Genomic DNA, 14,318 nt, shown 5'->3' on the forward strand with positions numbered 1-14,318 from the left:
TAATCACTTAGTTTGTTCTAATAACATATTTTTAAATTGAAATTTTACAATTACCCAACACAGTAATATAAAACCCAAAGGTACCATGATACATGACAGTTCAAACCATAATGGCAATCCTAAAAATCCTATTTTATCACTAACGCAGTAAGCACAAACGATCCATCCTAGAAGATAAATAAAAGTTAACAATAACGAAAGTTTGGCTTCTTTATTTGCTTGCAGATATCGAGCATCCATATTGGTTTATTGATGAATTGAGGGTGGCTTAGATTAAAAGAAAGTACTTAACTTAGCAAGAGTATTGCGATTTATGCAATATTGTATTTTAAATATATCAATTTTAGCAATATTAAAATTACTATATAGTGGTTGATGTCGATTATAAATAACTCAACGCTTGGAGAGAATAATGTCAAACTATTTTAATACCCTAAATTTACGTGAAAAATTAGAACAACTAGGTCAATGCCGTTTTATGGCTCGTGATGAATTTGCATCTGAAGCTGATTTTTTAAAAGGTAAAAAGATTGTCATAGTAGGTTGTGGTGCACAAGGACTTAATCAAGGTCTTAATATGCGAGACTCGGGTTTAGATATATCTTATGCTTTACGTAAAGAAGCCATTGCTGAAAAACGAGCATCTTGGAAAAAAGCAACTGAAAATGGTTTTAAAGTAGGAAGTTATGAAGAATTGATTCCAACTGCTGATCTTGTTATTAATTTAACTCCAGATAAGCAACATTCTGCTGTTGTGCAAGCAATCCAACCACTAATGAAACAAGGCGCAGCACTTGGCTATTCACATGGTTTTAATATTGTTGAAGTAGGCGAAAAGATCCGTTCTGATATTACCGTTGTTATGGTAGCACCTAAATGCCCAGGAACTGAAGTGCGTGAAGAGTATAAACGTGGCTTTGGTGTACCGACCCTGATCGCCGTTCATCCAGAAAACGATCCGAAAGGTGAAGGTTTAGCTATTGCTAAAGCATGGGCAGCAGCAACAGGTGGACATCGTGCAGGTGTTTTACAATCTTCATTTGTTGCTGAAGTTAAATCAGATTTAATGGGTGAACAAACAATTCTTTGTGGTATGTTGCAAACTGGATCTTTACTTTGTTTTGATAAACTGGTTGCTGATGGTGTTGATCCTGCTTATGCGTGCAAATTACTCCAATTTGGTTGGGAAACAATCACTGAAGCGTTAAAACAAGGCGGAATTACCTTAATGATGGACCGATTATCAAATCCAGCTAAATTAAGAGCTAATGCTTTAGCAAAAGAATTGAAAGTGATCATGACTGATCTTTATCGCAAACATATGGATGATATTATATCTGGTGAATTTTCATCGACCATGATGAAAGATTGGGCAAATGATGATGTTAACCTACTTAAATGGCGTAAAGAAACCGGCGAAACCGCATTTGAAAAAGCAGCTGAATATCAAGGAAAAATTGATGAACAAGCTTACTTTGACCAAGGTGTCGTGATGGTTGCGATGGTTAAAGCTGGTGTTGAACTTGCATTCGAAACTATGCTTGAGTCAGGCATTTTACCAGAATCAGCTTATTATGAATCGTTACATGAATTACCACTCATTGCTAATACTATTGCGCGTAAACGTCTATATGAAATGAATGTGGTAATTTCTGACACAGCTGAGTATGGTAACTATCTATTCGCTAATGCCGCTGTACCGCTATTAAAAGAAAAATTTATGCCAATGTTACAACCGGGTGATCTTGGTAAAGCAATTCCTGAAGGTAGTGTTGATAATGCTCAATTACGCGATGTAAACGAAGAAATTCGTAATCATCCAATAGAAGCAATCGGTCGCAAACTACGTAGTTATATGACTGATATGAAACGTATTAATGTTGCAAGCTAAACCATAATTTATGACTAAATAAAAGGGTGCTGAAAAGCACCTTTTTTTATGCGTAGAATTTTCCATAAAAATTGATCCAAAAGGATCTAAATGGATCTTAAGTAGATCTAACTTAGATTTTTTGGATCCTTTTATTTGTTATTTAAAATTTTTAAAAATTATATAATTAAATAATTTTTATTTTAAATTTTTATTTATTTTTTATCTAAGTTATGTTATCTTTTTGACTAAATTTAGTTCAATTAACGAGGATGATACATCAATGAAAATGGCTTTTCGGCCGACTGATTGTTGGCGTTGGTATTTTGACAGCGAATACGATAGCCTAATGCTTGAAGTTTCATCTGAAATGTTATTCCGTTCTTGTTATCCAAGTAAAATGTTAATTCCTGATGTTTTTGATGAATTTCCATTTTCTGTTAGCGATGCAACATCTTATTATCAATTTCATGATAGTTGCCAGTCGCTTAATTTGTCTGACTCACAAAAAATTGAATTATCCATTAATGCTATTGTTGCGGCTAATTTTTTAAAACCTCAAATGCCTAAAAGCTGGTATTTTTCTCAACAGCCAATGTTATATACTCCTAAAATAGCTGATATTGTTGAGGTAAATTTACAAGAGGGGGGGCAAAAGGTTTGTTTGATGGTTGTTGAAGCTGGGAAAAATGCATCACTTTGTGTTATTGCACAGCCTTCGTTTATTGCAATGAACAAAACTTTTTATTTTGCCGAAGCGATTAAAGTTATGAATGACCGATTGCAGCCTATGTCGCAACCTTTATCTGAAAAGATGGGAACGGTAGAACATTTTGAATTAGAAGCTATTTCTTAATAGCAAAAATCGAAATAAGTAGAATAGTTGACATATCAGCTTCCTCCTTTTTTGGATGATTCGATAGTAATATCTCCTTTAGGAATGCAGCTACAGGCTAAAATTCGATTATTACGTTTTATAGCTGACTGAGTTAATGCACTTATTTCTCCCTTTTTCAAAACAACTGAGCAACGCCCACAAACACCCGAACGACAGGAATAAGGTAATGCTATTTTATGTTGTTCTAACTGCTCTAAAATGGTTTGCTTATTATTACCTTTAATAGTTTTATCTTCAAAAGTAATTGTGCAAAGTTGTGTTTCAGTTTTTATTTCTGGTGGAAAGGTTTTTATATAGTTTTTGGCTACTTGCCTTTCCAATATCTCTATTTTATCGTGAATCGAAATAGTGCCATGATTTCGGGCAATCATATTCATACCAAAATCAATTTGGCCTTGCTCATCAGCTCTAAAATATCGTAATGTATTAAGCGGTTCATTATTGGTAAATGGTTTTGATGAATTGACATCAATTGTTGTTAGCACACAGCGAGTACAAGGTTTAACAATATCAAAAATTACCTCGCCAATTTTGATTGTCTTCCAACCATCTTCAGCAAAAGGGATTGCTCCTTGAATAATAATATTACCTCGAAATTGCCTAATATCTAGTTGTTCAGGGCATTGATGTTGTAAATAATTAAATGAAGCCTTGTTTAATAACAAATAAGGATAACCATCAGCAAAACTAACAGGTACTTCTGGGTAGCGTTTTGTTCGACGAGTTAATTGTTGACCAACCCATCGCAATTGCACGTCTTTGTGTAAAATTTGGCTGAAAAATTGATTTACTCGTATGGGAGCAATTTGCGAAGTGAAATGATTTCCCCAAATTTCGGTCGGCTCATTACTTAATGAAAACTCATCAAGATTGAATTTTATCATTTTTGTCGAAGATAGCGAAACGTATACTTCATTTTTTACTATGGATGTTTTGAATTTCAAAAGTTCAGGGTATTGCCTTGCAGTAATGAATGAACCATTGGGTTCACTAAGCATCAAAATACGATCGTGTGCAAAGCCCCCATCTCCAGTATTTGCCTTTGTTAGCGGTATGCCTTGCATCGATTTTATTGGATAGATATAGATCTGATCAATGGAAATCATAATAAATTAAATTAATTATCAATATGTTAGTATGATTATATACTTAATGCTTAATAATTTATATAGTTAAACCTCTAACTTTGTGTAGCTAATCTCTACAATATAATAAAACGTTTTTCCATTTGGGGTGATAACGGTTATTTCATCATCAACTTTATGCCCTATTAATGCTCTTGCTACAGGGCTGTTGATGGATATCCAATTTTTTTTAGGATTAAACTCATCAGCCCCCACAATGCGATAAACGTGTAGATTTCCATTTTCATCTTCTAACTTTATCCATGCGCCAAAAAATACTTTACCCTCTTGTCTTGGATCTGGATCGATAATAGTCAATGATTCTAATCGCTTGGCAAGAAAACGAACTCGTCTATCGATCTCTCTAAGTCTTCGTTTACCATAGATATATTCGGCATTTTCACTCCGATCTCCAAGCGCTGCAGCATCTGATACCGCTTGGGTAACTTTAGGCCTTTCTTCTTTCCATAAATATTTTAGCTCACGATCGAGTGCTAAATAGCCCTCTCTTGTTATATAATTAGCTTTTTGCATGTTGAAGATAAATTCCGTTAATTGACAAAATATTCAGAGATACCATGGTAAATAATCAAATTAGTCATATTATAGCTGGTGAACTTATAGTAAAACCAGAACAAGTTTTAGCTGCGATTCAATTATTAGACGAAGGCAGTACTGTTCCATTTATTGCGCGATATCGAAAAGAAGTTACTGGTGGGCTTGATGATACCCAATTACGTAATTTAGATAGCCGATTGAATTATCTGCGTGAGCTTGAAGATCGTAAACAAACAATTTTAAAGTCGATAGAAGATCAAGGTAAATTAACGCCAGAATTAAGTGAACGTATTGTATCAACGTTGAGTAAAACCGAACTTGAAGATCTTTATTTGCCATATAAACCTAAGCGCCGTACTCGAGGTCAAATTGCGATTGAAGCTGGGCTTGAACCGCTTGCTGATGACTTATGGCAAAATCCTTTATTAAATCCAGAAATCGAAGCAGAAAAATATCTCAATATAGATAAAGGTATCACTGATACAAAATCAGCATTAGATGGTGCTCGTTATATTTTAATGGAAAAATTTGCTGAAGATGCGACATTACTGGCAAAAGTACGTCATTATCTTTGGAATAACGCTCATTTAGTTTCACAAGTGGTGAGTGGCAAAGAAGACGAGGGGGCAAAATTCCGAGATTATTTTTCGCAAAGCGAACTTATTTCTAAAGTTCCATCTCATCGTGCATTAGCTATGTTCCGAGGGAGAAATGAAGGCTATTTACAGCTCTCGTTAAATGCCGATCCACAATTTGAAGAGCCACCAAAAGAAAGCTATTGTGAACAAATTATTACTGAATATTTAGGTGTCCATTTTGATGATCAGCCTGCGGATAAATGGCGTAAAGCCGTTATTAATTGGACATGGCGCATTAAAATTTTAATGCACATGGAAACCGAATTAATGACAACATTACGAGAACGCGCCGAAGAAGAAGCGATTAATGTATTTGCTGCCAACTTGCATGATATGTTAATGGCAGCTCCGGCGGGTATGAAAGTGACTATGGGTATGGATCCAGGGTTACGTACTGGGGTCAAAATAGCGGTTGTTGATGCAACTGGCAAATTAGTTGCGACTGAAACAATTTATCCACATACTGGGCAAGCCGATAAAGCTGCTATGATGGTGGCAACACTTTGTATCAAGTACCAAGTTGAATTAGTTGCTATTGGCAATGGTACGGCTTCGCGCGAAACTGAGCGTTTTTATCTTGATGTTCAAAAAAAATACCCAGAGGTCAAAGCGCAAAAAGTGATTGTTAGCGAAGCTGGAGCGTCAGTGTATTCAGCATCCGAACTTGCGGCGCAAGAGTTTCCTGATCTTGATGTATCAATTCGAGGTGCGGTATCTATTGCTAGGCGTTTACAAGACCCATTGGCAGAACTTGTTAAAATTGATCCTAAATCAATAGGTGTTGGTCAATATCAGCATGATGTAAGCCAAACTCAGTTAGCTAAAAAACTTGATGCAGTTGTTGAAGATGGTGTAAATGCCGTTGGTGTTAATTTGAATACCGCCTCAATGATGCTACTTGCACGCATTGCTGGACTAAATAAAGTGATTGCCCAAAATATCATTGATTGGCGTAATGAAAATGGACAATTTACCGACCGTAAGCAGTTATTAAAAGTATCACGCTTAGGTCCTAAAGCATTTGAGCAGTGTGCTGGTTTTTTACGGATTATGGATGGTAAAAATCCACTTGATGCATCAGCGGTTCATCCAGAGGCTTATCCTGTCGTAGAGCGAATTTTAGAAAAAAATCATAAATCATTAAAAGAGATTTTAGGTGATACAAATTACTTAAAATCGCTTAACGCAGTTGATTATGTTGATGACCATTTTGGCGTTCCAACTGTAACTGATATTATTAAAGAGCTTGATAAACCAGGACGTGATCCAAGGCCTGAATTTAAAACCGCTCAATTTGCTGATGATATCGAAACTATGGAAGATCTAAAAGTTGGCATGATTATGGAAGGCGCGGTAACCAATGTAACCAATTTTGGTGCTTTTGTGGATATTGGGGTGCACCAAGATGGTTTAGTGCATATTTCGGCACTCTCTGATAAGTTTGTTGACGATCCAAGAACAGTGGTAAAAGCTGGTGATATCGTTAAAGTGAAAGTGATTGAAGTTGATATTCCACGCAAACGTATCGCTTTATCAATGCGGTTAAATGATCCTGCTATTTCGAAAGCTGACAATCGTCAATCTATTAATAAAGGGAGCGTCAATAATACTCAAAAAACGCATACATCGTCTAGCGTCAATAATGCGATGGGTAATGCATTTGCTGCCGCGTTTAAAAAAAATAAATAAACAACATGTTAAAAATTAAGGGACGATTGTCCCTATTTTTTTATTAAAGTCCTTCCGATATATAGCTATTTTAATATTGAATATTATCAATATGATTTTTAGTTTTTTAGCAAAAATCATCTATAACAATCTGTCCAAATATTGATCTAGAACAGATAAGAAAAATGAGCAAACTTATCACCTTACCTAAATCATGTTACAATCAAAAATGGATTATTTCTTAAAAGATTTATCAGAAATAAAAGTAATAGGAAAAGGACTATCAAAAACAATGAAAAAATATTTTAATGTTGTTCCTCTGACATTATTGGTTATACTGTCAGGATGTGATAAAAGTAAAGTAAAATTAACGGAAGAAATTAAAGCAACACTGGAAGATCAAGACAAACCAATTTGTTTCTATCTAGGCAAAGTAACATTCCCTTACCTTAAAAAAGATCTCAGTTATCCAGCAAACGAACGATCGGAAGTGTGGATAAATAACGAGTTAAATCGGCGATTAGAAGTTTTTACAAGCTTAGGTTTATTAGACCGTTCATTAGATGCTAACAACCAAACCACAACCTATCAATTAGCTAAATTAAACAGCGACACAAAATTTAAAAAAGGTAGTTTTTGTTTTGGACAAGTGACTTTAGATAAACTATTTTTTTTAGGTATGAGCAATAATGTAAATTCATTTGCAACAGTCACTTATAATATTGAACAAATTCCTTCTTGGGTTAATAATGATATCTTTAAACAATATTTTTATGCTGGAGAGTTAGACGAAAATAAAAAAGATGCACATTTTGCCTATAGTTACCCTAAACTCATCGATGGGAAATTTCCAAATCAAATATCGTCTGATATTAAGTTAGCTAAATTGGTCAATGGTGAGTTTATCTTTGATAACGATGATTCAATAAGACAGTCATTTTTTTATAGTGAAGATGAAAACAAATGGGATCAGGAACATTTTACTTATGCATATTACGATAAAGAAAAAGTAGCAAAAATAAGAAAATATTTTTTTTCATATAATCGCATCATTAATGATTGGGGTATAGAATCAGATCCCGTATTATTTGCAAAAGCAAATCCTTCAGAAAATTTAGCTCGCTCAACTAACCAAGTTGTAATGTATTACTTTTTTGATCATGCCCTTACCCAAAATCGTATTAAGTCTGCAACAGGCAATATAAAAAACAAGTTATTGGGTCAATATCAACATTTGCTAGATAATGGCGGCAGCTCTGTTTTTGAAATGAATTTTGATGATAGTGGGTTAGTTACTTCTTTTGTTGAGACAACTAAAAGTTATAATTATGTACTGAAGCGTAGTATTGTTGCTTCTGACGATTTAGAAACAGAAAGAACGAGCTGGAAATTTTATGATTATTTTACCATGTCTTTGCCTAGCCTAAATCAAAACTATACGAATCCGTTTGCAACCGATAATTATAATAAAACCGATTTATTTGATATTTTCCAAACAGACTATAGAACAAAATTTGTTCAAAAAATGGGTGAGTTAGATAAACTTCGCTCAGTTTCTGTCGGCTACGATGATGAAGATAAGATACTATTTTTTGATAATAATATGACATTTCAATATAATAATAAAAATCAGTTGATTTCTAGAGTGATCGGTAATGAAACATATACTATGGAGTATAATAAACAAGGTCAGCTAATCAAATTAAAAAAATATGTTGATAACAACAAGAAAGCAACTCTTGAGTGTCAATTTTCTAAACATAACGAAAAAGGTGATTGGATAGTTAAAGAGTGTGATGACCACATGATAACTACACGAACTATTGAATATTATTAACAAATTTCATAATATTTTAATAAGTTACTAAATAAAAATCATTCAATATTAAACACTACAAAAAAACTGTAGTGCCAACAATAGGGTATAAACCTTGAACACGGCACTACAGCTATGTTAGCTTAGTTACGGTTACCGAATAATATGGTGATTATTCTCGAACAATGTATTGCTAATAAACATTTACGCTCAGGCATCCTTAAATATAATTTAGTTGTGTATAAATTGTGTTGGTTCATAATCAGATGCATTAATTGGCGAATGTTCCTCAAAATATTGTTTTACGACATCAGCATCTCGATAACCAGTATCCACATAAGTTGGTGAAGTATTGGTTATTGGATAACCATCACCGCCTGCAGCTAAAAAATCTAGTGTAGCAATACGATATGATTTTTGTAAATCAATGGGTTCATTTTTAATTTTTACATCTTTAATATTATCGCCAGATCGTGTTAGAGTGATATTTTTTAGGTGTGGATATCCACCCGAACCTTGTTTTTTATTGAGTGCTATTTTTAGGTAATCGATTAATTCGCTACCAGTCAATTCAAAATAAACAACATTATTACCAAAAGGCTCAACTTTTAGGATGTCGCGATAAGTAATATTGCCCTCAATTAACGAATCGCGAATCATGCCACCAGACATAATACCAATGTCAGCCTTGGTTTTTTCAACAAAAGCACTGAGTAACAACTGCCCCATATTACTTTGTTGATATCTTACAACACTGCGATCACCTTCAAGGCGACCGATTAATTCACCACTTTTAACCAGTAATTGTTGTTTACCTTGTTCTTGATAAGGTTTTAAATTTTCGAGTAATGTTTTATCTTGTAAGATCTCTTTAGTGTAATATTCAAGGCGTTTTGTCCCGTCACCATTATCTACTTCTTTTTTTAGATTGATTGGAATTAACTGGTAATTTTGTAAAGTTATTTTACCATTTAAAAAGACAAAATCAGCACGCCCAACATATTTACCCCATTCATGGGCTTGTACAATCCATGTGCCATTTTGTTTATCGGGTGCGCATGGGGTACCAGGTACATATTCGGTAATGCGTTTATTTGGGCTTGCCATACAAACGGGATTTTGCGAATGACCGCCGACAATCATATCTAATTCGCCACTTTGCAAGCCTCGGGCTAATTCAACATCACCCGGTGCCATCGAGCCATGTTCACCATTTTCGTAATGTCCCATATGTGTAACGGCAATAATCATATCTGGACTTTCTGTCTTTTTTATTTGGGCAATAACTTTTTGGGCTTCGGGTAATGTTTTTCGAAATTCAACGCCATCAGTATTTTTGGGAGAGGCTAAAAAAATTGTATCATCTGTGGTTAATCCAAATACTGCTACTTTAATGCCATTTAAATCAAACATTTTATAAGCATCAAAAACACGATTATCAGTACCTTTAAAGTAAGTATTGGCAGATAAAAATGGAAAATGAGCCCATTTTTGTTGCTCACGAATAACGGCTAAAGGGTGATCAAATTCATGATTACCCACCGCCATTGCATCATATCTAACTTCATTCATACCTAAAAAATCTGGTTTAGCTTGAAGTACATCAGATTCAGGAACACCGGTATTGATATCACCACCAGATAGAAGCAGCAACTTTCCACCTTTCGTGGCTACTTCCTTTCTTATTTCATCAACAACTGTTTTTTGTGCAGCAAGACCATATTCACCGATATCATTTTGCCAAAAACGACCATGGTGGTCGTTAGTATGTAAGATCGTAAATTGATAAGGCTTGTTTTTTTCCCAACTTGGTGTTGTTGATTGTATTGTTGAAGCAGCCGCTATAGCGTTAACTGAAAATAGCCCCAAAACAACAAGCAGTGATATTTTTTTATTCAAATTTGAGTTATACATGGTGCCTCCTAAATCCTTATTGCCAATGATTACTCAGTAATCACTTTATAAATCAATTGTGGTTCATTGGCACAATCACTAATAATAATATTGTCATACAATTTTTGCTTAATCGCATCAAGCTTATCTGTACTAGCATGAATGGTTAACAATGCTTCGCCTTCGGCAACTTGATCGCCCACTTTTTTATGTAACACGATTCCAACCGCTGGATCAATAATGTCATCTTTGGTTGCGCGCCCAGCGCCTAGTTGCATTGCCGCAATACCAATTTGATCTGCAATAATTTTTGATACATAACCTGATTTAAGAGCCGGTAGGGCAATTTGGTAAGGTGCACTAGCTAGTTTTTCAGGATGATCAACAATAGAACTATCACCACCTTGTGCTTCAATTAAAGTTTTGAACTTCTCGATAGCTTTGCCATTTTTAATGACTTCTTGAAGTTTTACTCTAGCTTCTTCCAAGGTTTTGGCTTTATTGGCAAGCACAACCATTTGGCTACCTAATGTTAAAACTAATTTAGTTAAATCAGCGGGGCCATGGCCTTGTAAAGTATCAATGGCTTCTTTTATTTCAAGCGCATTACCAATTGCAAAACCAAGTGGTTGTGACATATCTGAAATGATAGCCATGGTTCTACGACCAATTTGGTTACCGATATTAACCATTTCATGGGCTAATTTTTCGGAGTCGGCCATATCTTTCATTAGTGCGCCATCGCCAGTTTTGACATCTAGCACAATGGCATCAGCGCCAGCGGCTAATTTTTTGCTCATAATTGAGCTTGCAATAAGCGGAATAGAATTAACTGTCCCTGTTACATCCCGTAACGAGTATAGCTTTTTATCTGCTGGTGTTAAATTGCCAGATTGGCCAATCACGGCAAGGCCTTTATGATTAACTTGATTAATAAAATCTTGTTTACTTAATTCAATTTTAAATCCTGGAATAGACTCAAATTTATCGGTGGTACCACCGGTGTGCCCAAGTCCACGTCCCGACATTTTAGCCACAGGTACATCTAAGGCTGCAACTAAAGGGGCAAGCACTAATGTTGTTGTATCGCCCACGCCACCTGTTGAATGCTTATCCACTTTAATGCCTTTAATTGAAGAAAGATCTACTGTGTCGCCCGAATGCATCATTGCGCTGGTTAAATCTGCACACTCTTTTGATGTCATACCTTGATAGTAAATTGCCATTAATAAAGCACTAACTTGATAATCGGGGATTTTGCCGTTAGTGTAGTTTGTAATAAAAAATTGTATTTCCTCGGTTGATAACGCTTTTCCGTCGCGTTTTTTTTCAATAATATCAACAAATCTCATAACGATACTCTCTTATATTGATAATAGGGTGAATCTTTAATTGTTAAATCACCCTAAATGTAATAACTTAGTTAGGAAAATGATTAAGAATAAATTAGTCCAAATCACTTGGTGAAAAAGACCAAGGTAATAATTCTCCAACAGTGGTTTCCTGAATTTTACCGTTCATATTGGTCAAAATAACCGGCATATTTTTAGCACAAAACTCGCTAATAACTTGGCGACAAGCACCACAAGGTGAAATTGGTCCATCCGTATCACCAATTACCACCAATTTTTTGAACTTACGTTTACCTTCTGATACCGCTTTAAAAATCGCTGTGCGTTCTGCACAGTTAGTTAAGCCGTAAGAGGCATTTTCAACATTGCAACCTAAAATTGCTTCATCATCTTCAGTAATGAGCACTGCGCCAACTTGAAATTTAGAATAAGGTACATAAGCTTTAGAACGTGCTGCTTTAGCAAGCTCAATTAGTTTTTCTATTTTCATATTTATAAATCCTTTGGGGCATAATAATACTAATTAATTTTGGAGCTGAGTGTTAACCAATGATTGTAAATCAAGTCGATAAACCCCAAAACCTGAATCATCTTTTTCGATAAAGTGAATAGGGTATATTGAATGCTTTTCAATATAATCTTTAGCTTCATCAGTTGGTGATGATTCAAAACGAATATCCAAATTGGTATCGCTAGTAATTGGGGCAATTCGCCAATTATTGTCAACGGTAACCTCTACAGCGCCGTATTTTTGGGTGGTGTTGGTGATATAAGCTGAAAGAATCACTCTTAAATCATCAGGTGAATTAAATTTGACGTTTTTTTCACCTGTTCCCGGAAATATACCGCTATAAGCACGATAATTATTGGTGGCAATTAAAAATGTTTGGTTAGGATCAATCGGTTTTTGTTGATAAGTCAGACTATTAATTCTTTCTGATGAAGGGTTAATTAACTGACAATTTGCATCATAACGCGGTGGTTTAGTGACATCTATTTGATAATTCACACCATCAATGGTATCGAAATTATAAGTTCTAAATTTGTCCCAATTAATCAAATATTGTGGTTGAGATGAATGGGGATCGATTTGGTTATAGACACCCGCTGAGCATTCCAACCACTCTTTAACGTCTTTACCTGTCAATTTTATGGCAGACAAAATATTCGGATAAAGGTAGATATCTGCTGCATTTCTAAATGACAAATTACCTTTTTTAACATCAACAAAAGCGCTAGGATCATTTTTCCTGCCACCTGCTTTAAATGGTGCAATGGCCGATAAAACAGGTAATCCATCAAGGTCAGGGTCACCTTGAATAAATTGCTTAACGTAATCGATCTGCGCATCGCTAATAATTTGTAACGCTGAGCTATCTTCAACCAAGGCCAAATAACTAGTAATATCAGTTGAAACCTTACCAATTGGTTTGCCAACAAATTCACGCGTACCTTGGTGATCTTCGGTTAGAATATCAATAATTTTGGGGTCTGCTTCAACTAGTGCTTTTTTATTTTTGACATCATAAATCGGTCTAGCTTCAGATTTGCCTGACGTCACTTGCCAATTAGATTTATCGCCATCAAGCACTAAATCCACCACGCCCAAATGGCTACCCCAATGTCCGGGCATAACAGCTGGCACATGATTAATGTTACCTGTTTTAATATCGGTATTTGGTAATGATTTAAACTCCTCGCTTGGGAACACGCCATGGGCATGGCCAAACATAATTGCATCAATACCTTTAACTTGACTTAAATAATAAACCGAATTTTCGGCTAAAGCTTTATAAGGTTCAGAAGAAACACCCGAATGGGGAATGGCAATAATGATATTAGCGCCTTGCTTTTTCATTTCTGGAACCAAGTGCTTGGCTGTTTCGGTAATGTCTTTAACCACAACTTTACCATCAAGATTAAGTTTGTCCCATTGCATAATTTGTGGTGGCACAAAGCCAATATAGCCAATTTTTATTGTTTGTTTATTGCCGCTTCTATCAACGACGGGGGTATCGACAATAAGATATTGTTTAAAGAACGGCTTATTGGTTTTAGCATCATAGACATTTGCATTAACATAAGGGAATTTAGCACCTGAAAGGCTTTTTTGTAAAAATTCCAACCCAAAATTAAATTCATGATTACCAATATTACCAACAACATAATCAAGCGCATTGAGCGCCTTATAAACGGGGTGAATATCGCCATCGTTAAGGCCTTTATGCACTGCATAATCAGCCATTGGGCTACCTTGAATTAAATCGCCATTATCGACAAGCACACTATTTTTTACTTCACGTCTTGCTTGGTGAATCAAATTAGCAGTTTTGGCTAATCCAAAAGCATCGATGGATTGATCTTTAAAATAATCATAATTCATCATATTGCCGTGCAAGTCGGTTGTTTCAATAATCCTTAAATCAACTGTTGCAGCACATGCCGCGCCAGAAATAAATAGGGCTAAAAAGGTGAGGGGTAACTTAGTTTTTTTCATGCAA

Annotated in this window: 10 protein-coding genes and 1 pseudogene; 4 read left to right on the top strand and 7 right to left on the bottom strand. The window is 35.2% G+C overall.

Annotated features, from left to right (window positions below; genetic code table 11):
- Window positions 1-3: 3 nt before the first annotated feature.
- The gene (locus GQ598_RS04765; RefSeq protein ID WP_091347295.1) at window positions 4-240 is read right to left on the bottom strand and encodes a YhdT family protein; all 237 of its coding nucleotides are present in this window, start codon (window positions 238-240) and stop codon (window positions 4-6) included.
- A 172-nt stretch (window positions 241-412) separates the two neighbouring features.
- Between GQ598_RS04765 and ilvC the strand changes: the two genes are divergently transcribed.
- On the top strand, window positions 413-1,891 hold the full coding sequence (ilvC, locus tag GQ598_RS04770; protein WP_091347294.1) for a ketol-acid reductoisomerase: 1,479 nt from the start codon (window positions 413-415) through the stop codon (window positions 1,889-1,891).
- Between the two features lie 262 nt (window positions 1,892-2,153).
- Window positions 2,154-2,726, top strand: a complete 573-nt coding sequence (locus GQ598_RS04775; RefSeq protein WP_202112680.1) for a cell division protein ZapC — start codon at window positions 2,154-2,156, stop codon at window positions 2,724-2,726.
- Window positions 2,727-2,761: 35 nt separating this feature from the next.
- On the opposite strand, the gene GQ598_RS04780 is transcribed toward GQ598_RS04775, so the two are convergent.
- Both GQ598_RS04780 and greB read right to left on the bottom strand, forming a co-directional pair.
- A complete protein-coding gene (locus tag GQ598_RS04780) occupies window positions 2,762-3,874 on the bottom strand; it encodes a YcbX family protein (RefSeq protein ID WP_160402581.1) in 1,113 nt (370 codons plus the stop codon).
- A 66-nt stretch (window positions 3,875-3,940) separates the two neighbouring features.
- On the bottom strand, window positions 3,941-4,426 hold the full coding sequence (gene greB / locus GQ598_RS04785) for a transcription elongation factor GreB (protein WP_091347290.1): 486 nt from the start codon (window positions 4,424-4,426) through the stop codon (window positions 3,941-3,943).
- A gap of 44 nt (window positions 4,427-4,470) precedes the next feature.
- Between greB and GQ598_RS04790 the strand changes: the two are divergent.
- Both GQ598_RS04790 and GQ598_RS04795 read left to right on the top strand, forming a co-directional pair.
- Window positions 4,471-6,637, top strand: a pseudogene (locus GQ598_RS04790) (Tex family protein); the annotation flags it as partial.
- 333 nt (window positions 6,638-6,970) lie between these two features.
- Window positions 6,971-8,593 (top strand): hypothetical protein, encoded by a 1,623-nt coding sequence (locus GQ598_RS04795; RefSeq protein WP_160402583.1) that lies wholly within the window; start codon window positions 6,971-6,973, stop codon window positions 8,591-8,593.
- Window positions 8,594-8,803: 210 nt separating this feature from the next.
- Here GQ598_RS04795 and ushA read toward each other — a convergent pair whose 3' ends face one another.
- The 4 genes from ushA to GQ598_RS04815 all read right to left on the bottom strand — a co-directional run bounded on the left by ushA (window position 8,804) and on the right by GQ598_RS04815 (window position 14,314).
- Complete coding sequence (gene ushA, locus GQ598_RS04800) at window positions 8,804-10,486, bottom strand: bifunctional UDP-sugar hydrolase/5'-nucleotidase UshA (RefSeq protein WP_160402584.1); 1,683 nt, start codon at window positions 10,484-10,486, stop codon at window positions 8,804-8,806.
- A 29-nt stretch (window positions 10,487-10,515) separates the two neighbouring features.
- Window positions 10,516-11,817, bottom strand: a complete 1,302-nt coding sequence (locus GQ598_RS04805; protein ID WP_160402585.1) for a pyrimidine-nucleoside phosphorylase — start codon at window positions 11,815-11,817, stop codon at window positions 10,516-10,518.
- 94 nt (window positions 11,818-11,911) lie between these two features.
- Window positions 11,912-12,307, bottom strand: coding sequence for a cytidine deaminase (locus GQ598_RS04810; RefSeq protein ID WP_160402586.1), 396 nt, complete (start codon window positions 12,305-12,307; stop codon window positions 11,912-11,914).
- A gap of 33 nt (window positions 12,308-12,340) precedes the next feature.
- Window positions 12,341-14,314: a bifunctional 2',3'-cyclic-nucleotide 2'-phosphodiesterase/3'-nucleotidase gene (locus GQ598_RS04815; protein ID WP_160402587.1), complete on the bottom strand. Its 1,974-nt coding sequence runs from the start codon at window positions 14,312-14,314 to the stop codon at window positions 12,341-12,343.
- Window positions 14,315-14,318 lie beyond the last annotated feature (4 nt).

Source organism: Gilliamella sp. Pas-s95 (assembly GCF_009795795.1).
Lineage (GTDB): Bacteria > Pseudomonadota > Gammaproteobacteria > Enterobacterales > Orbaceae > Gilliamella > Gilliamella bombicola.